Annotated in this window: 25 protein-coding genes and 1 pseudogene; 2 read left to right on the top strand and 24 right to left on the bottom strand. The window is 48.5% G+C overall.

Annotated elements, in window-relative coordinates; translation table 11 throughout:
* Positions 1 to 88: 88 nt before the first annotated feature.
* The 9 genes and pseudogenes from B5F54_RS16205 to B5F54_RS16165 form a co-directional block, all read right to left on the bottom strand.
* Positions 89 to 694: pseudogene (locus tag B5F54_RS16205) on the bottom strand (ABC transporter ATP-binding protein); the annotation flags it as partial.
* Positions 695 to 698: 4 nt separating this feature from the next.
* On the bottom strand, positions 699 to 1,382 hold the full coding sequence (locus tag B5F54_RS16200) for an energy-coupling factor transporter transmembrane component T (RefSeq protein ID WP_087235215.1): 684 nt from the start codon (positions 1,380 to 1,382) through the stop codon (positions 699 to 701).
* Positions 1,382 to 1,987: an MptD family putative ECF transporter S component gene (locus tag B5F54_RS16195; RefSeq protein ID WP_087235214.1), complete on the bottom strand. Its 606-nt coding sequence runs from the start codon at positions 1,985 to 1,987 to the stop codon at positions 1,382 to 1,384. The genes B5F54_RS16200 and B5F54_RS16195 overlap by 1 nt, the downstream gene beginning before the upstream one ends.
* Positions 1,988 to 2,205: 218 nt before the next feature.
* Positions 2,206 to 2,559, bottom strand: coding sequence for a TnpV protein (locus tag B5F54_RS16190; RefSeq protein ID WP_087235213.1), 354 nt, complete (start codon positions 2,557 to 2,559; stop codon positions 2,206 to 2,208).
* Between the two features lie 26 nt (positions 2,560 to 2,585).
* Positions 2,586 to 4,466, bottom strand: coding sequence for a recombinase family protein (locus tag B5F54_RS16185; protein WP_087235212.1), 1,881 nt, complete (start codon positions 4,464 to 4,466; stop codon positions 2,586 to 2,588).
* A gap of 337 nt (positions 4,467 to 4,803) precedes the next feature.
* Complete coding sequence (locus B5F54_RS16180) at positions 4,804 to 5,697, bottom strand: SIR2 family NAD-dependent protein deacylase (protein ID WP_087235211.1); 894 nt, start codon at positions 5,695 to 5,697, stop codon at positions 4,804 to 4,806.
* Positions 5,691 to 6,128, bottom strand: coding sequence for a macro domain-containing protein (locus B5F54_RS16175; protein ID WP_442856137.1), 438 nt, complete (start codon positions 6,126 to 6,128; stop codon positions 5,691 to 5,693). The genes B5F54_RS16180 and B5F54_RS16175 overlap by 7 nt, the downstream gene beginning before the upstream one ends.
* Positions 6,129 to 6,431: 303 nt before the next feature.
* The gene (locus B5F54_RS16170) at positions 6,432 to 7,223 is read right to left on the bottom strand and encodes a hypothetical protein (RefSeq protein ID WP_087235209.1); all 792 of its coding nucleotides are present in this window, start codon (positions 7,221 to 7,223) and stop codon (positions 6,432 to 6,434) included.
* Between the two features lie 28 nt (positions 7,224 to 7,251).
* Positions 7,252 to 7,881, bottom strand: coding sequence for an NAD(P)-dependent oxidoreductase (locus tag B5F54_RS16165; RefSeq protein ID WP_087235208.1), 630 nt, complete (start codon positions 7,879 to 7,881; stop codon positions 7,252 to 7,254).
* Between the two features lie 310 nt (positions 7,882 to 8,191).
* On the opposite strand from B5F54_RS16165, the gene B5F54_RS16160 reads away from it, so the two are divergent.
* The gene (locus B5F54_RS16160) at positions 8,192 to 8,527 is read left to right on the top strand and encodes a winged helix-turn-helix transcriptional regulator (RefSeq protein ID WP_087235207.1); all 336 of its coding nucleotides are present in this window, start codon (positions 8,192 to 8,194) and stop codon (positions 8,525 to 8,527) included.
* Between the two features lie 92 nt (positions 8,528 to 8,619).
* On the opposite strand, the gene B5F54_RS16155 is transcribed toward B5F54_RS16160, so the two are convergent.
* The 13 genes from B5F54_RS16155 to B5F54_RS16090 form a co-directional block, all read right to left on the bottom strand.
* Positions 8,620 to 9,618 (bottom strand): helix-turn-helix transcriptional regulator, encoded by a 999-nt coding sequence (locus B5F54_RS16155; RefSeq protein WP_087235206.1) that lies wholly within the window; start codon positions 9,616 to 9,618, stop codon positions 8,620 to 8,622.
* 736 nt (positions 9,619 to 10,354) lie between these two features.
* Positions 10,355 to 11,173, bottom strand: coding sequence for a TIGR02391 family protein (locus tag B5F54_RS16150; protein WP_087235205.1), 819 nt, complete (start codon positions 11,171 to 11,173; stop codon positions 10,355 to 10,357).
* Entirely contained in the window at positions 11,139 to 12,710 is a 1,572-nt protein-coding gene (locus B5F54_RS16145) for an RNA-directed DNA polymerase (RefSeq protein WP_087235204.1), read from the bottom strand. The genes B5F54_RS16150 and B5F54_RS16145 overlap by 35 nt, the downstream gene beginning before the upstream one ends.
* Before the next feature lie 76 nt (positions 12,711 to 12,786).
* Complete coding sequence (locus B5F54_RS16140; RefSeq protein WP_087235203.1) at positions 12,787 to 13,200, bottom strand: very short patch repair endonuclease; 414 nt, start codon at positions 13,198 to 13,200, stop codon at positions 12,787 to 12,789.
* 6 nt (positions 13,201 to 13,206) lie between these two features.
* Positions 13,207 to 14,142 (bottom strand): DUF4928 family protein, encoded by a 936-nt coding sequence (locus B5F54_RS16135; protein ID WP_087235202.1) that lies wholly within the window; start codon positions 14,140 to 14,142, stop codon positions 13,207 to 13,209.
* Positions 14,135 to 15,241 (bottom strand): DNA cytosine methyltransferase, encoded by a 1,107-nt coding sequence (locus tag B5F54_RS16130; RefSeq protein ID WP_242969729.1) that lies wholly within the window; start codon positions 15,239 to 15,241, stop codon positions 14,135 to 14,137. Before B5F54_RS16130 ends, B5F54_RS16135 begins: the two co-directional genes overlap by 8 nt.
* Positions 15,242 to 15,570: 329 nt before the next feature.
* Entirely contained in the window at positions 15,571 to 15,870 is a 300-nt protein-coding gene (locus tag B5F54_RS16120; RefSeq protein ID WP_087235200.1) for a hypothetical protein, read from the bottom strand.
* A gap of 145 nt (positions 15,871 to 16,015) precedes the next feature.
* The gene (locus tag B5F54_RS16115; protein ID WP_087235199.1) at positions 16,016 to 17,350 is read right to left on the bottom strand and encodes a plasmid recombination protein; all 1,335 of its coding nucleotides are present in this window, start codon (positions 17,348 to 17,350) and stop codon (positions 16,016 to 16,018) included.
* Between the two features lie 479 nt (positions 17,351 to 17,829).
* Positions 17,830 to 18,063 (bottom strand): complexin-2, encoded by a 234-nt coding sequence (locus B5F54_RS16110; RefSeq protein ID WP_087235198.1) that lies wholly within the window; start codon positions 18,061 to 18,063, stop codon positions 17,830 to 17,832.
* On the bottom strand, positions 18,060 to 19,346 hold the full coding sequence (locus tag B5F54_RS16105) for an AAA family ATPase (RefSeq protein WP_087235197.1): 1,287 nt from the start codon (positions 19,344 to 19,346) through the stop codon (positions 18,060 to 18,062). Before B5F54_RS16105 ends, B5F54_RS16110 begins: the two co-directional genes overlap by 4 nt.
* Positions 19,336 to 19,671: a plasmid mobilization protein gene (locus B5F54_RS16100; RefSeq protein ID WP_087235196.1), complete on the bottom strand. Its 336-nt coding sequence runs from the start codon at positions 19,669 to 19,671 to the stop codon at positions 19,336 to 19,338. The genes B5F54_RS16105 and B5F54_RS16100 overlap by 11 nt, the downstream gene beginning before the upstream one ends.
* 2 nt (positions 19,672 to 19,673) lie before the next feature.
* On the bottom strand, positions 19,674 to 20,747 hold the full coding sequence (locus B5F54_RS16095; protein WP_087235195.1) for a site-specific integrase: 1,074 nt from the start codon (positions 20,745 to 20,747) through the stop codon (positions 19,674 to 19,676).
* Positions 20,747 to 20,947: a DNA-binding protein gene (locus tag B5F54_RS16090; RefSeq protein ID WP_087235194.1), complete on the bottom strand. Its 201-nt coding sequence runs from the start codon at positions 20,945 to 20,947 to the stop codon at positions 20,747 to 20,749. Before B5F54_RS16090 ends, B5F54_RS16095 begins: the two co-directional genes overlap by 1 nt.
* 421 nt (positions 20,948 to 21,368) lie before the next feature.
* On the opposite strand from B5F54_RS16090, the gene B5F54_RS16085 reads away from it, so the two are divergent.
* The gene (locus B5F54_RS16085; RefSeq protein ID WP_087235193.1) at positions 21,369 to 21,905 is read left to right on the top strand and encodes a helix-turn-helix domain-containing protein; all 537 of its coding nucleotides are present in this window, start codon (positions 21,369 to 21,371) and stop codon (positions 21,903 to 21,905) included.
* Between the two features lie 176 nt (positions 21,906 to 22,081).
* Here B5F54_RS16085 and B5F54_RS16080 read toward each other — a convergent pair whose 3' ends face one another.
* Positions 22,082 to 23,257 carry a DUF4368 domain-containing protein gene (locus B5F54_RS16080; protein ID WP_242969728.1) on the bottom strand — a complete coding sequence of 392 codons (1,176 nt, stop codon included), beginning with the start codon at positions 23,255 to 23,257 and terminating at the stop codon, positions 22,082 to 22,084.
* 88 nt (positions 23,258 to 23,345) lie between these two features.
* The coding region (locus tag B5F54_RS16075; RefSeq protein WP_140400403.1) for a recombinase family protein at positions 23,346 to 24,326 on the bottom strand (981 nt) is incomplete at its 5' end.

Raw genomic sequence — 24,326 nt, 5'->3', positions numbered from 1 at the left:
CTGGTGTATAGCGTTTGTTTGGTATTCCTTTCGGCATAATAATGCACCCCACTTGTTATTCAGTATATCATACTGTCCAACAAATGGGGTGCAGTTCAATAACAACCGTCCGTCCTTCTTTTTTGATCTGGATAATCTGCTGGCGTAAAGTGTCAATCGCGTCGGCATCCAAATTTGCTGTCGGCTCGTCCAGCACAAAAACGGACGGGTTCATGGCATATACAGAGGCAAACGCAAGACTTTGTTTTTCCCCGCCAGACATGGAAAAAATGTTTCTTCCCAAAAGCGATTGAATTTTCAGGGCGGAAACAGTGGCCTCATAGCGCTCTTTGATTTTCTTTGGTTCGACGCCTGCATTTTCCAGACCAAAAGTAATTTCGCTGTCCGAGTCAATATTGAAAAACTGAGATTTCGGATTTTGGAACACAGAGCCAACCTGTTCTGCCAGACGGTACATTTCTGTTTTCGGCACTTCCATACCGTTCACAATCGTTGTACCGGATAAAGTGCCGCCCTCGACAAAATGAGGGATTAAGCCGTTAATCAGTTTTGTCACTGTTGTTTTACCACAGCCCGACTCCCCTGTAAGGACAACACATTCTCCTTGTTGGATATTCAGGTCAATATGGGAAAGCGTTCCCTGCTCTTTCTCATATTCAAACGATACATCCTGAATTTGGATCACATGGAACACCTCCTTAACCTACCGTAATTGAAATCACACAAAAAATCAAACCTGCCGCCAGACACAAAAAGTCCTGCACACCGAACTTCATTTCAATCATGCTTGTCTTTGGTGCAGGATTTTCAATGCCCCGTGTAACAGCGGCTGCGGATAATTCTTCCGCTGTTGTTGTTGCAGAGATCATGATCGGCACCAGTAAGCACTCAATTTTTTGTACCCCATGAATATTACGGAGCTTCATGGCATCCCGGATATAGCCGGTTTCTTCTTTTAAGGCCGGAAAATACCGGACGGTTACAGACAAAGGAATAATCAATCCCTGCGGGATATGCCATTTCCGAAGCGCAACCATCAATTCCCGAACGGGCGTTTTCTGTAAAACCATCGTACCGACAATCAAACAAGGGAAAATCTTTCTTGCATAAGATACAATGATCGTGAAGCTGCTGGCTAAAATTTTCGGCCCGTTTGGGAATACATAGTATTGCAGCGCCAGACAAATCCCAAATGCGATTGCCAGTTTGCCTGCGGATTTTTGGCACCCGCAGGCAACGATCAGCAGGAGCAGAAAAACAACCCATGTAATTTCAACCCATACGGAATGCTGGGTAAAGGCCACAATATTTGCCAGCACCAACAAAAGCAATTCCGTCCGTGGATCGAACCTTAATGTATGTTTTTTGCCCTCCCCATTCATCACACAATTCCTGCCTTTACAAAGTGCTTTTTGAACAGACCTCTGGCAATAAATGCGCCGATGATACCACCGATGATCGGAGCAACAAACAGAACGATTAGCATTGTATTAGATGACAGAGCTTCAACTGCCGCGACATAATCAGCGGGCATTCCCTGTTCTGTAATCTGCGCCAGGAAATCAGCCTTAAACAACCAGATGGGAAGGGGAGAACCAACCATCCCCAGCGAAAAAATCACATAGGCAATCGAATTTCCCTTGAAGCTGTTATACTTAGTCACCACTCGGACAACTTCGGCCAAAATGCAAGTAGAAGCCATCGAGATCAGGATTACAAGGGTAAATTGTCCAGTGACAAAATAGATAAGAGCAGTGATAAGCCCCATCAGGAAAACTGCCCCCAGTTTTTGAACTTTCGCGACCATCAGCATAAAGGGAATACCTGCAAACACCGCAATGAAGCCAGGCATTAACATCCAAAGAACAGGATGAATACCACCCAGAAGCATGAAGGCAAAGTTGATAACAAAGTAGATTGCGGAAAAGATACCGATGGTAATGAGGTCTTTTCCTTTCAGTTTTTTGTCCGTACTTACTTCAGACATTGAACATTCCTCCTTTTAGTTAGGTACTGCTAACCCGTAGGCTTTTTGAAAGCGCCTTTCGGCGCTTACAGTAATTATCATAGCAGACCTGAAAAGTCTTTTCCGCTCCAATCGGCCTTTTTTGTTCCGATAAGACTTTTTTCTCTTTGCCGTAAAGCAAAAGCCGGGGAAATACACCTTACAGTGTTTTGCTCCCGACTTCTGCTATATCACAAAATTTATATGTAGATTAGTTCTTGAAATAAAACTTCCTCCGCCTGCGCTTTCAGCGTGTTCATCAGCCCCACCCAGCGCATGGGGTCACGGGCTTTCAATTCCTCGGTGACGCCCGCCGCCTCCATCATGCGGGGCAGCATGGCATCCATCCGTTCACGCGCCGCCCGGTCAATTTCCAACAGGTGCGGGTACAGCTTTTCACTCAAAATCAAGCTGCTGTAAAGGCCTGGCCGGTGTTCCTTTAGGTAGCGTTGCCGCATACGGCCATACTTGCCGATGGGAGCCTCCGGCTGCTCGGACAGCTTCAGGTCGGGGATGTAGTAATCTCCGCAGCGGGTGTAAGTCAATTCACTCATGTTCATTCTCCTTTGCACTGTGATGGTTAAACTGCGGCACTGGTCGATACGGTTGCCTTGCGCGGCTCCTGCCTGGGTAACTGGCTGACGGTGGTAAAAATGCCCTTCTCCATGTCCTCGGCCCGGATTGCGGCCTTTGCCGCCTCCATTTTTGCCTTGCGCTTGGCGTTATAGCGTTCTTCCCACTCCTTCTGCTTGCCGTTTGCCTTGCGGCGCAAGTAGTTCTGGTGAAGCCTGTCCTTGCGTTCCTCCTTCTTCCGCAGTTCTTCCTGTTCCTCCGGGGTCAGGGGAACCGGCTGCAAGGCGGGCGGGATATACCGGCCCACAAAATTGAAGTAGATTTCAACCTCCTGTGTGGTGTCCTGGCTGCCTTTGCGGGCGCGCTCATGGACAAGGATTTTCTCTACAAACTCGTTGAGCATGGTATTTGTCAGCGTGTCGAAATTCTCATACTTGTCAATCAGGGCAATAAACTTCTCCGCAGATTTCCGGCTCTGTTCATAGCCGGTAACGGCCTTTTCCAGTTCCGTGATTTCCGCATTGAGAGCGTCCTGCTCTTTGGCATACTGTGTGTCCAGGGCCTCATACCGGGCGTCCGGCAGCTTACCCAGGGCATTGTCCTCATAGATTTTGCAAATCAGCCGTTCCAGTTCCCCGGCCCGCTTTTGGGCGGCGGCCAGCCGTTTCCGTTTCTTGGATATGTCGGCGGTCTGCTGGGCGGCCTGCGTTTCCTGGACGGTGCGGATAAACTCGGCCCGGTCATTCTTGGAATACTCCGCGATGGCCCTGAGCATATCGGCAATCAAGGTCAGAACAGCTTCGGCCTTGATACGGTGCTGTGTAGGGCAAAGGGAGCCGATAGGGTACTTACTATACTGGCCGCAAGTGTACTGCGGGACGCGCTTGCCGTTGTATGTACGGTGAACATACATCTTGCCGCCGCAATCGGCGCAGTACATCAGGCCGGTCAGAGGATGGGCCTCGCCAAAGCCGTCTGGGTAGCGTCTGGCGTTTCCCCGGATACGCTGCACATTGTCAAAGGTTTCCTGGTCGATAATGGCCTCATGGGTGTTCTCAAAAATCGTCCACTCGCTTTCATCCACATAGTGGCTTTTCTTGTCCTTGAAGTGCTTGCGGGTTTTGAAATTGACCGTATGGCCTAAATACTCCCGCTTTTTCAGGATTTCAACAACGGTAGAGGCACTCCAACGATAAATATCCGCAAAGGTCTTGTTCTTGTTTACTCCTTCGCCATAGCGGGCAAGGTGAACGGCGGGCATTTCGATTTTTTCTTCTGACAACTTGGTTGCGATCTGATAGGGGCCGTAGCCCTCCATCGCAAGCGCGAAAATATGGCGTACCACAGCGGCGGCTTCTTCGTCCACAAGCCAGTGTTCCCGCTTTTCGTTCCACAGATAGCCGTAGATAACGGTGCCGGTTAGGTGCTTGCCGCTCATGCCTTTGGACTTGAACACGGAGCGGATTTTCCGGCTGGTGTCGCGGGCGTAAAACTCGTTCATAATGTTGCGGAAAGGGGTAAAATCATCATCGCCTTTCAGACTGTCTACACCGTCATTGATGGCAATCAGCCGGACACCGCGCTGCCGCAAAATCTCCATGACCTGGCCGACTTTCAGATAGTCACGCCCCAGGCGGCTCATGTCCTTTATAACGATGGCCTCCACCCGTCCGGCCTCGACTTCCTCCATCATTGCCAGAAAGCCGGGGCGGTCAAAACGGGTTCCCGATACGCCGTCATCGGTGAAGTGGGTAGGGTTCGGCAGCCCATTCCGGCGGGCAAAGTCCTCTAACATCTTTTTCTGGTTGGAGATGGAATTGCTCTCGCCCTGTAACTCATCATCGCGGCTCAAACGCTCATACAGTGGGGTGATTTTCTCGTTTCTCATGGCTGTACCTCCCGAAATGAAAATGCTCTAAGTGACTGCTTCACTAACCATGACAAAAACCATGATTAAGAAGTCACTTAGAGCATACCTCTCCAAAGAGCGTTATATATATTTTATACTTTTCTAACGGGAATATATGGCCCCTCACAAAAATTCATCCATACCCCCAGCACTCCCGTTTTCCTGCGTATAGATCCGCGTTGGCTATTGAAGTTCCGGACGACAACGCCTCCCTCGGTGGGATTGGGGTATCTTAAATCCCCATTTTCTCATGGGAGATTTCCCCTATGCTTTCATGATATGCAGAATGGACTCATTCCTGCAAATGTACAAATTTCTAGCCAATCAGTACTTGTGCTGCATCCATATCAAGGCAAATGCTACGGTTAGCAATTTCTCTTGGCGCATAAGACTGCCCCTTGTTGATACAGATGTAGTTTGCTTTCGGATTTTGATAAACCTGCCGCCAAAAATTGTACTTGATTATGCCCGGCGTATTCATGCCCACTCCCAGCTCCAAATAGAGAACAGGCGTATTCTTATGACGCCGGACAAAATCATCATAACGGCCTGCTGCAGTATACCATCCCTCATCTTGGACAAAGGTATGATCTGCCCGCAGGTTCATCGCCATCGGTGCGCCGCATTTGGGGCAATGAGGAACCAGCTCGGTAGGGACCGCCATCTTTGACACGGTGCCGGTGAGCAGTTCCATCCCCTGTCCTGTCACCTGAAAACCTTGGGCCTCCACCATTTGACGAATAATATCTCCGTTGTCATATGTCTTGTTGTGGCACGACTTGGAGCACTGCCACAGGCCATAATCCCCCTGTGTATAAAATAAGCGGTGCTTGTCAAATCCGGCTTTTTGAAAGCAGTGATCCACGTTGGTGGTAAGGACAAAATAGTCTTTGTCCTTCACCAGCTCCAACAGGTTTTTGTATACCGGCTTGGGTGGATCGCAGTAGCGGTTCAAAAAAACAAACCGGCTCCAGTAGGCCCAATGTTCCTCCAGTGTGGGAAACGGATAAAATCCCCCGGAATACATATCGTGAAACCCATATTTTTCATCAAAGTCGGCAAAATAACGGCGGAACGGCTCTCCGCCATAAGCAAAGCCGGCAGCGGTTGAAAGGCCAGCTCCAGCACCAATTAAAACCGTATCCGTCTGATCTAATACTTCTTGAAACTCAATAACCTTTTGCTCGGCTTTTCTTTCCGTTTTTAGCATCTGGATACCCCCAGGAAATTTTGGTAAATGTGAAGGTCTATATCCTTGAAAACATTAAAGATAACCCGAATATTTTCCTTCCGTGTATTCAAAAAGGATGTCACAGTTTGAATTGCTATTTCCGCAGCCTTTTCATTGGGAAAATGAAATTCCCCAGTGGAAATACAACAAAAGGCGATGCTCTGGCAGTTGTTCTTCACAGCCAGTTCTAAGCAGGAGCGGTAGCAGGACGCAAGGGCTTCGCAATCCTGCTTTCGAACCGCGCCACCGATAACTGGCCCCACGGTATGCAGGATATATTTGCTGGGCAAATTGAAAGCCGGCGTGATCTTTGCTTGTCCCGCAGGTTCCTCGTGGCCCTGTTTGCTCATCATGTCATAGCAAAAGAGCCGTAATTGGATACCGCTTCTGGAATGCACAATGTTATCAATGCAGGTGTGGAGAGGGCGGAAACAGCCAAGTATCCACCGTTGCCATCACCGTCGAATGGATCTCTTTTTGTACAAAATACAAATATTCCCTGCTATCCATATTCCTTTTCTCCTGTTAAAAGCATCAAGTAAAAGTTTTGAGCCATCCTTTCCCTTTTGCTAGGATTGGATGGAAATGGGGAAGGAACCCCATCGCCACAAGCCATCCGGAGTTCCTTCCCGACATATCTTTTTAATCTGAACGATCAATAACGAGCTTGTACGTATGATCGGGAAATATTTTCATAGCCAGCGCGCAGATATTTAGGAAAAGAAAAAGCCTGCCGTCATGTCCAGGTAATTTTCACCGCTGTAGTTCGGATACTGTTTTTGTACAGCCGCCTTAAATTCTTCAGCGCTGCCGCAGTCTGCTGCAATTGCTTTCAGGTTTTCCAAATAAGCGATTTTGGTGTCCGCATCTTTCAAATCTTCCGGGGTATAGTGGGAAGTCAGGATCAAGTCATACTCCTTTTGGATATACTTTTTCAATTCTGCAATCATTGCATCGGCATGTGCGGCCCCAGCTACGATGGAATGGCAATCGTGGCCGAGCATATGGGTATACACTGCATGGATCTCGGGAATCTCCACATCAAAAGCCTCGCCCGTCTGCTTGATGTTGAAGTCAATCCCGCCGATGGTTACCTTTCCTTCCCCGATGATATTCGTAATCGGATGGATCGAATGGTCGAAGATCTCACCGAATGCCCCTGTGAATTGATCCACCAGAGCCTTTCCGCCGCCATTCTTTGAGTAATCCACCGCATTTTGCGTGGCATATTTGGGAACATCCGGCAAGAAGGTTGCGCCCGCGCCGTGGTACGCCACCAGTACTCCTTCCACCTGAAGATTTTTCAGATAATCTGTCAGTTCCCAGATGTTTTCAAAAAAGCAGGGCGACTCAATGACAACGGCCTTACCCATCTTTTCAACAATGAACACTTCATCGTCAATAAAATCGTTGGTCTTATAGGCATGCAATTTAACTGTGCCAAAATCATAAATATTGAACTCGCCCTTTTCGAGCTTCACAGTTTGAAATGTATTCTTGTTCATGAGAAGATCCTCCTTATGGGTACAGCACTTATTCCGCAACAACGCTGATACGTTCCTGAATGTGATTTCCTTTGGTTGCCTCATCAATCATGGCGATGGCATAGTCGGCATAACTGATAACGCTTTCGCCCTTGGAATTAAGCACCAGTTCTTCTCCTCCAAGAATATACTTTCCAGTCCTATCGCCTTCGGCCTGGAAATCACCGGCTGGGCTAATATAAGTCCATTGGACATCCTTTCTCTGACGCAGTTCTCCGAGGGCCTTTGCCATTGCCGCAGCAAGAGGTTTAAACATATCAGGGAAATTCGGTCCATCCGCTACACAGGCGGTGTGTTCTGGGTTGACATACAGGCTGCCTGCGCCTCCGACCACCAATAAACGGGTACTTGTGCCAGAAAGCACATCACACAGATGTTTCAGGGAAGTGCTGTGCTGAGGAAGGGTTTCCTCCGCCCAGGTACCAAATGCATCGATCACGACATCAAATTCCTCCAGATCAGCGGCCATCAGATCAAACAGATCCTTTTTCAAAACGTGTTTCGCTGCTGTATGATTCTCTCCACGCACAATAGCAGTCACATCGAGACCTCTATCCACAGCTTCCTTCACGATAAGCTTACCAGCTTTTCCATTTGCACAAACAACTGCGATTTTCATTTTATGTTCCTCCTTGCATTTGTTCAGTTGTTATCATTGCTTATGAGTCTTAGAGTGGCCGCTCTCTGTAGCTCTTGGCTATATTATATGCATGTAGATTCCTCTCGTAAAGTAAGCACTTTATTGTGCCGTAGTTACCAAAAGGATACTATTGCGTGATCCTGGAGTTAATGACTTTATAACAGTAAAAACTTCTCAACAATTTTTCTTTTTTGCCATTGTATACTTTTGCATATTGCTATATAATTAAGTCGTATAGTAGAATTCGATCCTAAATTACAAAAAGAAACTAAAACAAGGAGGATTATGTATGAGCAAAGGGACTGTGGGAAAAGATTTGCCAGCCTGCCCGGTGGAAACCACATTAACTCTTATCGGTGATAAGTGGAAGGTACTCATCCTCCGTGATTTGCTTCCTGGCAAAAAACGCTTTGGAGAGTTGAAAAAGTCCATCGGCAGCGTATCTCAAAAAGTGCTGACTGCACAGCTTCGGGATATGGAAGAAAGTGGCCTTGTCAACCGCAAAGTTTATGCAGAGGTGCCGCCAAGAGTAGAATACTCGCTGACGGAACTCGGCCAAAGTCTAAAACCCATCCTTGATGCAATGTGGAATTGGGGCGAAGGATATAAAGCCTCTATGAATTGAAACAAACGGGTATTCATTTTCGAACAGCCCCTATTTATCAGTATGCTATATTGGCTGATAAATGGGGGCTGTTTACTGTATAAAATGAACTTTTATGTTTCATTGGATGTGCTAACATTTTCCTTCAAATTCTGTATAGGCCTGATATATTTGAAATATTGTTCTGGGTTATAATAAAAATACATAATTCTGCCTGGTGATGTATCTAGACAGCAATTAGCAGCCGCATAATCAAAATTAGCCATGGCCGTTTCGATTTTTTGCTCTACGCTGCAATTTTCTTGTTCATACTGAAATGGTCCATGCTCAAAGACAATATACTCAGCTTCAGGAATGTCAATTAAAAACATTTGTGGCGGTACTTCTCCTTTATAATTAGAAGGAAGCCGTACGCCCCAACATTCTGTACGCAGAAACCCCCAATCACATAGTCTACCTTTTGGGTCGTTGATATAAGCCATAATCTGACCGCTTCCACAGTTGATTTCGCTCCCGCCTCTATCGTCTAATTTGCCCTTGATGCTGTCGAGCAAGCCGCAAATTGTTTCATAGTCCTGCCCTGGAATTTGATTTTGTTTCTGCCAGAAATCCCAATATCCGTTACTTTCATAATTTTTGATATGCAAAAATTTGTGTGCGGGGATCGTTATAAAATAAATTTGTATACCGTCTGTAGAATGCATCATCCCGATTTCTCCTAATCCAAAAAAATAACGGTCAAAAGCACTTATTTTGGTCCGGAGAACAACCGGTCTGGGGTCTTTCCGATATTTACTTGGCGTTATACCGTAAGCTTTTTTGAAAGCTCTAGTAAAAGCTTCATGGGATGAAAAACCATATGTGAAAGCAATATCCAACATGCTCTTATCGCTATCACGAACCTCTTTTAATGTAAAGGCTAGCTTTCTATGCCGCAAATAATCCCTAAATTGCATCCCAGTTATTTCTTTGAATTTCCTGGTAGTATGAAATTCAGAATAGCCCAACTTATGCGAAAGGTATTGCAATGTCAATACCTCGTCATGATTATATTTTATACATTTATCAATCTCATCAACGATTATCTGGATCTGTTTTTGCCACTCAAACATTCTTTCTTCACCTCGTTTTAATATCTATATACTCCAATTATAAGAGCATATAGATATCGCCGCTTGATCATACTTGCTTTGATTGAGAGGATTGTGATGCACTGATTATTTTTTCGCCTGGTCTCTATTCATTAATATCCATTTATATAAATTCTAAAGTCATAGAGTATATAATCGATCATACAACAAGAAGTACATGAACATGAAGCACCTGTAGGCGAACTTGGAGGATGCCTCCATTGCTGGCTGACTTCATTCATCCCAGAGTCTACATACGCTTATGCGAAAAATCCTTGACACTACCAACCACTCGCCCAGCGAGTGGTTTCCTTTATGACAAAAAGGGTCTAACTGATCAGCAAAAATCAGTTAGACCTTTTACCTATGAATAAAAAGATGAGGATTTTCAAGCTACTCGCAAGCCACTCGTTTCTTTCTTTTCAAACTCAATAAATCGGGATTTCGCGAGTGCTATCAATCTGCTATCAAATGGGGAATTTGAAAATCAAAAACCCAGCGTTCATGCGGGTTTGCGCCATTTCAAGCGTCATTCCCACTCGCTCCTGTTAGAAATTTTCTAAACAGATTTGCTTATGGAATTTAGCTCAGAGTGTTTGTATTGTTTTCATTATCCAGATAGTTTGGGCTATCTGAATTTTTGTTGCCATGGTGTTGCCACGGTTTGGAAGATTAAATCCACATTCTGAAATACAAAAACTAGAATATTATTGCATTTCTATTTTCGTAGTGTCGTTCTCGGTACAGTTACGCATACATCCAACAACTTATGAAGATATGAAATCTGAGTCAAGATATCCACTGCATCTTTCTCATTCACATCCCAGTGGATCCTCAGTTCATGTGCAGTAACATTCCTGACCATGTGAATCACACCACAGAGCATTTCCTTAAGTCCATTTTGTTGATTTTGTTCACTACTGGTCCGCAATGAATTATATGCGACATACGGATCGCCAACCGCAAAAGCAGTATTGAACAATCTTACCCCATCTGTTGTTAACCCTGACATCGTTCTCACTCGATCACATAAACTCTTCGCTGCTTCTTGAACAGCATGAAAATAATCCTGTGCCAACAATTCATCGCGGCAACATCTCAGCACTGCTGAATGTACGCCATAGCCAGTCAGCTTCTCACGTAGCGCTTTTGTTCTCCGCTGGACTTCGCCAAGACTTTGAGCTTTTGAAACCGAATAGAACTGTCCATCGTCCCTTATTTCAATACCTACAAGCATCAAAACCTGATTAAGCTCAAACCGCATCCATCCATATCGGTCTGAATCATTTAGCCCTTGAGCGGGCTCCATGCAATACTGTATAAATTGAAAAACAATATTGGTAGAACCACTTTCATTTACAGCAACGCAAAAGGCATTATACAGACGCTTCCACTTTGTCAGTCCGGAATCTGGATCATCCATACGGCACTGAGCAAGAAGATGTCCAAGCTCAGAACCTGTGAACCCAGCGCTAGTATCGCCTACGATGCGAGCTATTTGTTCAATTTGATTTGGCGTTAGTTGTGGTAGTGTCATCAACTATTTCCTTCCTGATAAAACTTATACCCGCTTGCTTCATTGATCGCCATTGACCAGGTAAGCTGCCCCATGTTAAAGCCTCGTAGCAGAACAACCAATAGCGATCCATGTCTGTGTTTTTTAACTCCATTGCTACTCTATTAAGCGGCTTTACCTGTGTTGCATCTCTTTTCCAATGATTCTGCTTCATAAAGTAAATCCATGTCATAATCAGCAGCAGGCAATCTCTACTCCTGATCACATAGTTCTGTGCTCTGATATAATCGTTCTCAAACTCATCCAGCACAAAGTCAAATCGAACAGCGAAATAAATCGAATAACACAGGCTCTCATAATCATTTAGATTGACTGCATCTCGATATATTGTATCTGAAAGCACCTTGATATCACTTGTGTCAACTCCATACGGTATGAACACATACTCTTCCATCAAATGTAAAAGGTATGGATACAGCGCTGCCATATGCATGAACCGTTTCGCTGCCAATTTCTTTCCGTTGCTAGAGAGTTTTGATCCTTTCAGCTTTTTGATAGCATAATTGATAATTGCAAAGTCACCCGTTTCCGTTGCCAGCATTAAAGCCGTGTCAATAAATGTGTTGACCTGCGGGTATTCAACCATTCCTGACTCGCCTACTTTTGGTAAATCGCTCAACTGATGTTTCCAGTTTTTCTCTATGCCAATAGGAAGTTCAATAACCTTTGTCTTCTTGTGATTCAAAGGCAAATCGAATTCACGAAGAGCACTTTCAAGATCTCGTAGGAATCGTTGCGCCTCATCATGGCTGGCAACATAGCAATCGTAGTCATCTATGTTCCTAACATAGCGATAGCCCTTATCATAGAGTTTATTATCTACCACAGTTAGAATAATCTCTGAAAGCAGGTTTGAAGTATGCGGTCCGATAAGAAGCCCATGCGTTTCACCATTGCGCATATCTGAACATACACGATCAATCCTGTTATACCATGTGTCATCATGAATTGTTTGCTTTGCTTTTTCTTTTCCCACCAAAGCCCACGGTATTGAATGGGTGTAAATGTTTGGGAAGCATGTGGAAACATCAGCCTGAGCAAGGAAGCGGCTCGTTCCTTTGTCATGTATCAGTAGATCTGACTCCGGGTTACCATCTACTCGCCAGTTTTTATAATTCATCTCAAATATACGTTTCTCATTGTACTCTTTGCGAACATGAATTCGGCTGACACGATAACTCTGCCCATCCGTCTGTATATGAAAGTGGGTGCGTATCTTATCCCAGTTATCCCTAAGTTCAGCGCATGCCCTTTGGTACTTAAAAGGATTCGGGATTCCCATAAGTCGGGGTATACTGATATTACGCATTATCCGAAAGGTTATGTATTCATTCCAACCCGCTTCAAACGATTCAGATGCTGTTTTGCAGTAATTGAAGAACGGAACAGCGGTAAATACAGGTGGAAGCTTTTCGGCAAAGAAGCCATATGCGAGAAGCCCTTCGTAAAGTTCATCGGAAGATATTTCATCCATAAAATCTGCATACTTTTTATCCACTGATGTATTTACCTCCGGTTCTTTATCAACTGCTGAAATAGGTATTATTTGATTTCTCTAAGGGTATAGCGTTTCCTCACAATTCTATAAGGTTTAATAACCTATGTATTAAGGCTGCTTCATTCTTTTTTCTTAATTCACACTCCCAAATCCGCAACACTGTCCAGCCGCGCGCCTCAAACATAGCCGTTACTTCTTTGTCGTGCTTCATGTTCCGCTCGCGCTTTTTCTGCCAATATTCTTGATGATCGGCAGGACGAGTGTTCCGGCAGTCATGCCCGTGCCAGAAACAACCGTCCACAAACACAGCGATTTTCTTCTTTGGGAACACAAAATCTGGATGCCCTTTTACCGGGTAGTTTCTCCGCCAGCCTGTAATCCCGTTCTCTTTGAATACTTCAATCAACCGCAGTTCCGTGGACTTGTTCTTTTTAGATTTGACCTGACGCATAATATCAGATCGCTTTTCTGCATCGAAAACATCAGCCACGGCAATTCACCTGGCTTCAAACTCTATGCGAAGGCTGGGATCGGTTTCCGCTTCCAGCACGATCTTGTTGTATCGGTCAATGATGCCGGAGAGCGTGGAGTTTCTCTTGGACTCGTCAAAGAGACTATGCTCGTAGACGTTGGCGGACAAGAACTGTTGAATATCCCACACTTCAACGCGTCCGGCCAGACCGGCGTCCTCGGCAAGATTGAGTGCGGTATGTACGCGCTCAAAAATTGTGATGATGACGGGGTGGCAACCGGCGCGGAGATTTGCTTTGCACTTTTCAATCAGCAACGCGCCGGGCATGGTCGTACAGTGAATGACCGTATTTCCGATGACAAAATCGCCGTTGCGGTCTGTTGGGCCGTCCGCTACAGAGGCTCCATGAATTTCAAAAGAACCTTCCGGCAGAATCAAGCAGAGTTTCGCCGCCACAAGATGCTGCAATACTGTGCCGAGATACTGTGTTCCAGCGTTCTGCTTCTGGCGCTTTTTTGCCTGCTCAAACAGATCGTCCAGGTTTGCGCCGATTGTTTTGGACGTGTCGGCGGTTAGGACAAACGGCTGGTTTCTAAAGTATTCGCGCACCTGCTCGGCCCAAAAGTCCTCGACTATGGCGAAGTCCACCGCTTCCTCTGCGTTCCATGCGTTCAGAAAGTCCACATACTTAATCATCAGGCCCATGCTGCCTCTGCTGGTTCTTCCGCCTTCGGAGGATAGTTGCTGGGTGATGCCGTGCTCTTTCAAAATCTTCTTCAAGTTCGCTCCGCCAAGCCCTGCCACCTGTCCTTTACTGCTTGTCTGGAAGTCGTCGGGGTTCAAGGGAAAAGCCTTATCTCTTACCATGCGGGTAAACTGCACGACCAAAGAGAGAGGCCCTTTCGTAGTAATATGGTTTTCAGCTTGAAAGACTTTCAAGCGTTCTTCGGGACTAATCATTATATACCGCCTCCGCAATTTTGGTTAGGAATCGCTCCCCTATAAACTGTGCGACCGGCGCGGCCACTGCGTCGCCCATCGCTTTATATCCGTCGTTATAACTTCCGGGAAGTTCAAAGCTGTCCGGCGCTCCCATCAGTCTGGCCGCTTCGCGCACAGTCAAAAGCCGCGCGTGTGTCTGGCCATTTTTTTTGACTACAAGATACTGCTTACTACTCCCGCCTTCCGGCGTCCGCAAGCAACCGGCGATTCCATCAAAGCGGAGCTCCAACTGTTGCGTTCCGTTCCTCGTCCTGCGATAGCCTGTGGCGTACACAGTATCGTGCGCCCGCAATTTGTCCCAATGCCGTTCGGGGACCAGACGCAAAACATCGTCTTTATCAAAGGTTGCGTTATCCTCGACAATATCTTTGAGGGATACGGCGCGACGCGAGGGCTTTTCCGTATGCCACCAGACCCATCCCGGCAGTTCGCGGCCCAACTGCGTTGCGGCGCTGTTATGGAGCCAGCATGGCCCGTCACCCACCAATTCCTCTGGAATGGGACAGTCCTCTTGTACGGCGATAATGAATACTCTCGGCCTGGACTGTGGAACAAAGAGGGACGCGTTCAGCAAAACAGCTCCGCATTGATACCCTCGCTCCACGAGCGCCATATGAAGAACTCTATAATTGTCGCCGCCGTTTGTCGAAAGCAGACCCGCCACGTTCTCCAGCAAGAGAATCTTCGGTTTATCGTCCATCTCATCCAACACGCGCAACCATTCCCACACCAAACCGCTACGGGACGCATGGATTCCGCCGATAGAACCTGCCAAAGATAAGTCTTGGCAGGGAAAGCTGGCCCACGAAAGATGGGCAAACGGAAGATCGGCGCCCTTGATGTTCTTGATGTCGTCCAGAACAAACCGTTCGCACCCGAAATTGGCTTCGTAGACGGCGGCCTTTTGTTCGCTGATGTCGTTTGCCCAAACAGGCGCGAACATCCCCCTTAGTCCATACGCCACAAGACCGCTGCCGGCAAAAAACTCATGCATCGTCCAAGGAGCGGAAGATAGGTCAATATTCTGTTTTTGATACATGGTACTTTGAAGGATCATTTCTTTCCCTACCTTGTCCTCGCTTATCACTTGTCGGCTTCTCGGCGTTTTCCGGGATAATCCAGATACGACTCATACGCGACGCGCCCGCTATGCGGTTTTCTTTGCATAATATCTGAACTTGCCGCGGGGTCACGCCCCACTTCTCGGCGGCTTCTTGAACCGTTATATATCCATTCACTTGCGACACCTCATAATCACTATGGATGCGTACACCAAACCAAGTATATTATATTCGTTTAAGCGAAATAAAGCAAGCCCGAATATGCAATTTGCAAAAGAAAAGGCGCCGCCCGCAGGGAACCACTCTCCCCACGGGCGGCGTGCAATCACTTCTTGCCTTGCTGCAAGTTCTTGATGTTTTTCTTAGCCAGTTCACTGGCCGCCTTCCGGCGCTCCGCGCTGTATGGGGCGTTCAGCTTAAAGCCGAACCGCCCTTTCCTGATTTCAAATGTAAGGCAACCGTTTTCATCGTCATCCACCAATCGGCACTCAGACGGATACTTTCCCGCATACTCGCTCAAACGGTTCTTGAGCGATGTGTTATAGGTAGACACTTCAATGATGGGGGTTGCCTCGTCAAAAAAGACGCTGGTTGTTTTTTGCTTTTTGGAAAGACCTGTTCTCATAAAACCTCCGTATTTTCATAAATTTTTCCCAGCTCTACACCGGAAAAAGTAAGCGGATTTTTGGATAGAAAGCACCCAAACGATATATGATTCAGTTCAGACGCCTCTATCCGCAAAAATCCTTTTTTCTCAGGTCTACACTGGATTACCGCGCATCCCGGTCATGCCGCCGTTTCTGACTGCGTTTCTGCTCTTTTTCCGCCTGTTCCTGCCGCTTGACAGCGGCCACTGTTTCGGCTACGCGCTCCGGCCCATAGGCCCGGCACAGCCGGTGATAATTTCTGGCGGTTTCCTGCAATTCCACATTTTCTCCCTTGACCTCGGCCAACTGCTTTTTCAAATACGGAACCTCCGTATCATATTTGCGCTGCAACAGCTCGAATTTCTGGCAGACATCCAGATAAGCCCGGTAAACGGAGCGCATCACCTTGACGATCTTCTCCAACAGCGGCTTGGACTTTTTCTCCCGGTAGGATTTGGCGGACTCCATTCGATCGGGTAACGGTAGCAGGTCCTCCGGGTCGGAAGAATACTCAGCCGCCAGCTTCTCCATGCTCTTGAGTTTGGGAGCCAGCAGCCGGAGTTCCGTCTGCGCTTCTTTGGCAGATTTTTCTGCCTCGGCCTTCTCTGCCTGAAGCTGGCCAATCTCCGCCTGAACCTCCGATTTTTCTGTTTGCAGCTCCGCCAGCCGCGCCTGTTCTCTCTCCACCTTAAACTGCGTCACCGTCAGGTGTTCCTCGGAGCTGCCGCGCTCACCGCGCTCCACATCGGCGTACCCGGCCTCAAGCATATACCGAAAGAAATCGTCCTGCAATACGCTGTATGATTTTTTGAGTACAGGCTTGCCCTTCGCCGTTTTCAGCGGTTCGCCGGTGACTTCATCCAGAACCGGCTTAGAGGCCCACTTTTTGCTCATGCTGACCTGCATGACCGTTTCTTTCACCTTGCCCACCAGCGACTTGTCCTTGCAGCGCTTGGACCAGCGGATTTGCTTCTCTACCACCGGCACATAGACCACATGGAGATGGTAGTGGTATACATCCTGCCCCAGCGCCTCGGACATGGCCCGGTTGCGCTCGTCGGCGTGCATGACCGCCGACAGAATGTACCGCTCGCCGCCCACGATTTTGATTGCAGCCTGATAGGCGTCGTGGTAAAATTGTTTTGCGAAGTCATATCCGCCATGATTGAAAAAGTAGGCGGAGTTTACATCGAAGATCAACTCGCCGTAGCGGAAAGCGTCCTCTTTGATGCCCCGTGTGGAGATAAGCCCGTCCGCCTCCATCTGTTCAAACTGTTCCAGATAGCCGCCGTCCGGTTTCTTGAAGTGAACATTCAGATGGGAGCGTTCCGGAACAATATCCTGATTGACATATGATTCTTTTTCACGCTCGTTGTGCTGCTGCGCGTTTTTCAGTTTGGGTGTGGTCAGTCTCATATTTCTTGCGCTGGTACGATGGATACCGTCGCCTCTTGCCATAGAACTCCTTTCTCGCCCACAAGGGCGGTTGAGATACGGGTAGCTTTGGGGGGATGCACTTCTACGGAAGTGTAATAACCTACTATGATACTTTCATCCTGCGGCTGCAAAGTATCGTGGGCTCTCCGAGGGGGAGTGCGGCTCCTGCGGGAGCCTCGCCGCCTTTTTCGGCTTGCAGGTGATACCCACAGCCCCAAAATGCGGTGTGACCGGCGTTCTTTTCGCAACTGCATTTGCTTCCATTCCGCCGCCCACAGGCCGGGAAAATTCACCGGATTCTCCCGGCCTTAGCCATCTCCAAATCTGCGGATTTTCCAATGGGGACGGGGGATGCGGAGAGCGTGTGTTGCCACCCAATTTGCCTTGTCTGCCAGCCACAGGAGCGTGTCACGCTCCTGTCCAAGCCAACAGGGAGAAGATTGACTTTCATGCTAATTTCATCCGTGAGATTATGAGATTAGTATAAAAGTAAACGCCTGTTACCAACGAAAATCCGGGAATACGCCACGCCGGTCCAGATACTCCTGCCGGGCCTGTTCCCGTTCTTCCGCGCTGGGTGCGGTCTTATATTTTGCATACAGCTCGTGCCTCACCAGGGCGTCCAGCTTCTGCTCCAATCCCTGCCGGATTTCATCCTCGTATTCGTCATCATAGCCGAGGTGATACTCCACCAGCGCCACGAACAGGTCATAGGGAATCTGCACGTTCTTCATTTGCTTCCGTTCCTTTCCGCGACGGCTGCGACGATAGCGACGGTTGTTTGGGTGGCAGCATTTTCACCGTTGCAACCGTCGCTACCGTCGCGCCCATCCTCAACCACTTCAAAAGCCGGAGCCTCCACCAGCATATAGGTGAGTTTCACCTGCCGCCCGGCGTGGCGCGCCTTATTCTCGTAGCCCACATGATATTCCTCCAGCAGCCTGCCGGATTTGACATTCAGATACTTAGTCAGTGCGTTTGCGGCCATGCTCACCTGCACCGTTGCGGCCAGCTCCGAGGGAGAGCCTGTCCACTCCGGTTGACTGGCATTGACCATCCGGGCCACCGCTTCCAACACAGGGTCCGGCGGCTCCTTGTGCGGCTCCGTTTCCATGCGCTCCAAATTCCAGATTTGCGTTTCCGGGTCCTTTTTCAGATAGAGAATCTGATCCTGCTGGTCACGCCCCACCACATCAATGGTGGCCTCCAACGCGGTCCGTTTTTTCTTCTGCATCAGCAACGAGCCGTCCGCACAGCCCAACAGGCCCGTGGTGCCGGAGATCATCTCGAAGGCGTCCCCGGCGGGTTGCTTCCGGGTATGGTGGACAGTCAGTACACAGATACAATGTTTGTCTGCAAACTGCTTGAGCTTGCCGACAATCTCATAGTCGCTGGCGTAGCTGTACGCCTCGCCGCCCACTTCCCGGATTTTCTGCATGGTGTCAATGATAATAAGTTTGGTGTCTGAATGCTCCCGTATGAAGTTTTCCAACTGCTCGTCCAATCCGTTCCCGATTTTCCCAGCGGCGGTGGCAAAGTGAAGATTCGGGGTATCGTTCACGCCATACATCATAAACATCCGGTTCTGGATGCGCTGGAAGTCATCCTCCAACGCGAGGTAAAGTACAGTTCCCTGATGGACTTTGCAGCCCCACAGCTCCTGCCCGGTGCTGACATGGTAGGCGATCTGCGCCACCAGAAACGACTTGCCGATCTTGGGCGCGCCCGCCAGAAGATATGCTCCCGAATGGAGCAGATTTTCAATGATAGGCGGGCGGCTTTTGTAGGAGGTCTGAAACAGCTCGGTCATGGTGAGCGTGTGCAGATAGCGCGGGTCGGCCATGCGCTGCATCCTGCGGTACATTTCTTCCAGACCTTCCGTAGAATTTTTCATTTCCCCGTTGCCTTTTGCCTCCGAAGCGGATATACTGTTGTCAGAATCTTTTTGAATGGACTGCCTCTCATCTGCGCCAACAGATGTGCTTTGGGCAGTCTTTTCTTTCGCGTCAATTCCCATAGGCAATGTCCTCCTGCATCCCGTTCATAATGGTTGCAATCATCTGGATGGTGTCCAGCAGCTCGTCGTTCACGCCCTGCCCGGCCTCGATCCGGCGCAGCTCGTCCAGCACAGCGGCCAGTTCATCCCTGAGAGCCTTGTAGACTCTGGGATTGCCCTGCACCACAATCTCCTTTTCCAGCAACCGCCGGGTGATGTAGTCCTGCTTTGTCAGGCCGGACAGCTTGACGAAGATTTCCAGCTGCTCGTCCTCCTCCGGGGAGACCCGGAAGGCCACCGTTTTGTTCCGCCAACGGTTGTGCTTGTCCAAATTCTTTGCCGACATTTTTAATTGCCCCTTTCCATGTTCAATTTATCCGCCATTTCCGTCTGCTTGGACGGAAACAGGTGTGCATAGTTGTAAGTGATGTCGATGCTCTCGTGGCCCACCCGGTCTGCGATAGCCGTAGCTGAGAAGCCCATGTCGATGAGAAGTGACACCGCGCTGTGACGAATATCATGGATTCTGATGCGCGGCACCCCTGCTTCTTTGGCTCCCCGGTCCATCTCCCGGTGGAGGTAGCTCTTGGTGATGGTAAACATCCGGTCATCCGGCCCGATTCCATAGAGCATTTTAAGATAATCCTGAATTTCCTCAACCAGAAACCGAGGCATGGTGATGACGCGGTTGCTTTTCTCCGTCTTGGGAGTGGTAATCAGGTCCTGACCGCTCAACCGCTGATAGGATTTATTGATGGATACAGTGCCTTTCTCAAAATCGAAATCAGCGGGCGTGAGCGCCAGCAGCTCGCCTTCCCGGATTCCGCACCAGTAGAGCATTTCAAAAGCGTAGAAGGACTGCGGCTTATCCATCATCACCTCGGCAAATTTCAGATATTGTTCCTTGGTCCAGAACATCATCTCGCGGTTTTTCTTCTTGCCCATGCTGCCCGCCTTCTTGCAGGGGTTCTCCCGGAGGTTGTAGTACCGCACCGCATGGTTGAAAATGGCGCTGAGCTGGTTGTGGACGGTTTTGAGATACACCGGCGAGTAGGGCTTTCCGTTCTCGTCCTTGTAGTTCAGCATCTCGTTCTGCCAGGTGATGATCTGTTGGGCGGTGATGTTGCACATCTTGAGCTTGCCAAAGTAGGGCAGCAGCTTGGTGCGGATGATGTGATCCTTGGTGGCCCAGGTGTTTTCCTTGAGCCTGGTCTGCATATCTACCGTGTAGAGTTCTACGAAACTGCGGAAGGTCATATCCAGATCGGCGGTGGATTTGTTGAGCTGTTCCCGTTCCCATGCCTGTGCCTCCCGCTTGGTCTTGAAGCCTCGTTTTTGGGTCTGCTTGCGCTCGCCGTTCCAGTCGGTATAGCGGTAGACCGCCCGCCATGTGTTGGTCTTTTCTTCCTTGTAGACTGCCATCAGTTACCCCTCCTTTCCTTTTCGCCGTAGCACAGCTTCTCATAAAAAAACTTTCGGTTGACTCTGCCGGATATGGTCAAGTAACCGAGGCTTTTCAGTTCCGCATTGAGTTTCTGTACGATTTTGTAAGCGTAGGATTTGGAAACGCCCAATTCCTGCGCCACTTCATCGACTCGCATAAACGACTGTTTTTCTGCCATACACAAAAATACCTTCCTTTCCTTGTCGTGATCGCTTCTTGTTTGCCGTTCCACCCTTCAGACTCTGGCAGGCAACCCTTCCCGGCGCTGTGTCGTTTGCTTTTCTCCTTGGCACGCTCAAGTCGCCGCCTGCTTCCCCGGAGAAAGTATCTGTCGGACGGTCATTCAGTTTTGCTTCGACTGAAACTCCTCCTCTCACTTTACAACGGACTTTTTTTGCCGTTTTGAGGGTATCCAATTTTGTAAAATTTTTGCGACTTAAACCTATTTGCTTATATCATCTTCATTATACTAAGCATAACAGTTAAAGTCAAGCGGTTTGCAGAAAAATATTAAATAAATTTGTTTAGATTTCTCTTGACTATCCTAAGCATTTCTGCTATGCTGAATCTATCAAGAATCCAGATTGGAGTTGGCCGTTATGGCGATTGGAGAACGCATTCACTTTTTCCGCACTCTGCGCGGCATGACACAAAAATATCTTGGTATGGCGCTGGGCTTCCCGGAGAAGTCTGCCGATGTGCGCCTTGCTCAATACGAGAACGGGTCGCGGACGCCCAAGGCAGACCTAACTGCCGCGCTGGCACAGATATTGGAGGTCTCTCCCCATGCTCTGGCCGTGCCGGACATAGACTCCTATGTGGGCCTTATGCACACGCTGTTTACACTGGAGGACCGCTATGGCCTGAAAATCTGCGAGTGTGACGGAGAAATACATTTTCGGGTGGATGTGTTCCAAGGAAAAGAAGCGGCCCGGCTCCATGAGATGCTCTGTGCTTGGGGGGAGCAGGCGGCCAAGTTGAAGTCAGGGGAGATTAGCAAAGAGGACTATGACCGCTGGCGTTACCGTTACCCGGAGTTTGATACTACAGGCCACTGGCACAAGGTTGTCCCTTCTCAGGAGCTAAGCGATTTGCTGGTGGATGAATTGAAGAAGCAGCCTGGCAAAGATGAGTAAAACGAAAAGAGCTACCTGACTTTCGCAAATCAGATAGCTCTTTCTCTTTGGAATAATGAAAACTGTTGCCAAATCGTTGCCACAGAGGGCATCAAACCTCGAAAAGTCCAGTGTTTTCAAGGCTTTCATAAGGATGTTTTTTAGATTTTGGATATTGCGGTATGGCATTGTAAGTGCTATACCGCATTTCCTTTCCAAAGAGTGACCTTTGAACGGTCAAATTCTCCGATATGATTATAGATGATTTCGATTTCCTGTAACCGTCTGCCGCTGCTTTTATCGGGGGCATGAACAATAATCTTGTCAATAAACTCCCGGAGGATTTCAGGCGTCAGTTCGGTCAGGTCCGTGTATTTCTTTACAATGGCAAGGAAGCGTTTTACATCCACGCTTTTCTTTTCTTCCTGTTGGAGCTCGCTCTGGATTTCATCCGCCTCGGTCTGTAAGGTATGCTGTTCGTCCTCATAACCCTTCGACATTTTCATAAATCGCTCGTCAGAAAGTTTGCCAATGATATTATCCTCATAGATACGCTGGAAAATGGTGTCCAGCTCCCCGATCCGCTTTTGTATCTCTGCCAGACGCTTTTTCTTCTGCGACAACTCACGATTTCGCTGCCGCATATCGGAGTCCATTACCATCCGCACAAATTCATCTTCATAGCTGGAAACATACTGGATCACCTCTTTCAGATTTTCAAGGACAATCCTTTCCACTACTACATTACGAATATAGTGCATAGTACAGTTGGCCGTATTACTACGATAATTTCCGCAAGCATAATAGTGTTTTTCCGCTACTTGCGAAACTTCACGGTGGAAGGTCAGCTTACTTCCGCAGTCTGCACAGTAGAGCAAGCCGGAGAACATAGGCATTTCTCCCATCCTGGTAGGACGCCGTTTGCCTGCCCGTATTTTCTGGACAATCTCAAAAGTTTCCTTGTCGATGATCGCCTCATGGGTGCCTTCAAAGACTTTCCACTGGTCGGGAGTATGTTTGATTTTCTTATGGCACTTGTAAGACTTATTATGCGTCTTAAAATTCACGGTGTGCCCCAGGTAATCAACCCGTTCCAGTATCATTGCGACCACAGGGCTATTCCAGGCATACTTATGAGCTGGGAGGACTGTACGTGGTTTTTCACCCTTTTCCAATGCGTAATACGTCGGGCAGAGAATTTTACGTTCCGTCAGGATATTGGCAATTTGCGTAGGACCGTAGCCCCCGACACATAGCCGGAAGATTTCCCGCACGACCTCGGCGGCTTCTTCGTCTATGATCCATTCCTTCTTGTTTTCAGGATTTTTCATATAGCCGTAGGGAGGATGGGAGCCGATATGCTCGCCAGCCATTCCCTTTGACCGCTTCACGGCGCGGATTTTCTTGCTTGTGTCCTTTGCGTACCACTCATTAGTTCACTTCGCATAAAGCATGACAAGCTCACAGGTCGATATGCCCGATGAAATTGTAGTAGATATTGAAGTCCCGTTCCTCGTGGCCGTCCACCATACGCTTTTCGCCGACCTCGATTTTCTGGATGAGCCGCACCAGCGTAGGACGGTCAAGCTCTTCCAGATTGTAATAATCCTGCACCATGTCCAGCCATGCGTCCACAGACTGCTCATTCTCCCGGCTGGCGGCAAGCTGCTCTGTCAGCTCCCGGCGGCGCTCCTGCTTGGCCTTGCGCTCGGCCTCATAGCCGTTGAGAAGCTGGACGCAGAGGTTTTCCGGGATTTTGCCCAGCACCTTGTCCTCATAGGCGGACTGCACCAGCCGGTCAAGCTCCGGCAGCCGTCGGTCGATGGCGCTCAATTCTGCTTGGAGCGTTTTCGTTTTCTCGCGGCCAGCGGACTCCTTCTGCGCCAGAAGTTTTTCCCGAATCTCAGCCCGGCCAAACTGCGCCCACATCGACTTGCTGCGGATGTCCAGCAGCACCACATGAGCCAATGCTTTCTGGTTGATGTAATGGGAAGAACAGGCGTCTTTGCCGCCCGAAGCGTACCGGTTGCAGACATACGCCTTGTACTCCGGCTCCTTGCCGCTGGTTTTCTTCCGGTAATCCCGCATATACCGCATGGAGGCCCCGCAGTCCATGCACCGCAGCAGACCGGCAAACAGAGAAACGCTGCCGCTCTTGCCGCTGCGCCCTCTGGACGGGTGGTTGTCCATCCGCTGCACCGCGTCCCACACATCCTGAGAAATCAGCGGCTCGTGGGTGTTCTCCACCCGAATCCATTCGCTCTCCGGTTTGCTGACCTGCTTGTGGTTCTTGTAGGAGACCGTGCCCGTCTTGTTCTGTACCATGTGGCCGAGATAAACCTCGTTGCGGAGGATGGTTTTCACCGTCACATCGTTCCAGAATGGCGTTTCACCCCGATGATTCTCCCGGCCCTCCGCCATATAATAAAAGGTTCTGGGGGC

This window comes from Anaeromassilibacillus sp. An250 (assembly GCF_002159845.1).
Lineage (GTDB): Bacteria > Bacillota > Clostridia > Oscillospirales > Acutalibacteraceae > Anaeromassilibacillus > Anaeromassilibacillus stercoravium.
This window is presented reverse-complemented; position numbering and strand designations above follow the sequence as displayed.

Coding starts and splice junctions, on each gene's coding strand:
- B5F54_RS16135 (WP_087235202.1), bottom strand. CDS start 14,142: ATGATTAGTCCCGAAGAACGCTTGAAAGTCTTTCAAGCTGAAAACCAT.
- B5F54_RS16170 (WP_087235209.1), bottom strand. CDS start 7,223: ATGAACAAGAATACATTTCAAACTGTGAAGCTCGAAAAGGGCGAGTTC.
- B5F54_RS16180 (WP_087235211.1), bottom strand. CDS start 5,697: ATGCTAAAAACGGAAAGAAAAGCCGAGCAAAAGGTTATTGAGTTTCAA.
- B5F54_RS16155 (WP_087235206.1), bottom strand. CDS start 9,618: ATGTTTGAGTGGCAAAAACAGATCCAGATAATCGTTGATGAGATTGAT.
- B5F54_RS16095 (WP_087235195.1), bottom strand. CDS start 20,747: ATGGCAGTCTACAAGGAAGAAAAGACCAACACATGGCGGGCGGTCTAC.
- B5F54_RS16195 (WP_087235214.1), bottom strand. CDS start 1,987: ATGTCTGAAGTAAGTACGGACAAAAAACTGAAAGGAAAAGACCTCATT.
- B5F54_RS16160 (WP_087235207.1), top strand. CDS start 8,192: ATGAGCAAAGGGACTGTGGGAAAAGATTTGCCAGCCTGCCCGGTGGAA.
- B5F54_RS16090 (WP_087235194.1), bottom strand. CDS start 20,947: ATGGCAGAAAAACAGTCGTTTATGCGAGTCGATGAAGTGGCGCAGGAA.
- B5F54_RS16080 (WP_242969728.1), bottom strand. CDS start 23,257: ATGGCTGGCGAGCATATCGGCTCCCATCCTCCCTACGGCTATATGAAA.
- B5F54_RS16115 (WP_087235199.1), bottom strand. CDS start 17,350: ATGGCAAGAGGCGACGGTATCCATCGTACCAGCGCAAGAAATATGAGA.
- B5F54_RS16120 (WP_087235200.1), bottom strand. CDS start 15,870: ATGAGAACAGGTCTTTCCAAAAAGCAAAAAACAACCAGCGTCTTTTTT.
- B5F54_RS16150 (WP_087235205.1), bottom strand. CDS start 11,173: ATGACACTACCACAACTAACGCCAAATCAAATTGAACAAATAGCTCGC.
- B5F54_RS16110 (WP_087235198.1), bottom strand. CDS start 18,063: ATGAAGAACGTGCAGATTCCCTATGACCTGTTCGTGGCGCTGGTGGAG.
- B5F54_RS16100 (WP_087235196.1), bottom strand. CDS start 19,671: ATGTCGGCAAAGAATTTGGACAAGCACAACCGTTGGCGGAACAAAACG.
- B5F54_RS16165 (WP_087235208.1), bottom strand. CDS start 7,881: ATGAAAATCGCAGTTGTTTGTGCAAATGGAAAAGCTGGTAAGCTTATC.
- B5F54_RS16185 (WP_087235212.1), bottom strand. CDS start 4,466: ATGAGAAACGAGAAAATCACCCCACTGTATGAGCGTTTGAGCCGCGAT.
- B5F54_RS16105 (WP_087235197.1), bottom strand. CDS start 19,346: ATGGGAATTGACGCGAAAGAAAAGACTGCCCAAAGCACATCTGTTGGC.
- B5F54_RS16085 (WP_087235193.1), top strand. CDS start 21,369: ATGGCGATTGGAGAACGCATTCACTTTTTCCGCACTCTGCGCGGCATG.
- B5F54_RS16130 (WP_242969729.1), bottom strand. CDS start 15,241: ATGATCCTTCAAAGTACCATGTATCAAAAACAGAATATTGACCTATCT.
- B5F54_RS16190 (WP_087235213.1), bottom strand. CDS start 2,559: ATGAGTGAATTGACTTACACCCGCTGCGGAGATTACTACATCCCCGAC.
- B5F54_RS16200 (WP_087235215.1), bottom strand. CDS start 1,382: ATGAATGGGGAGGGCAAAAAACATACATTAAGGTTCGATCCACGGACG.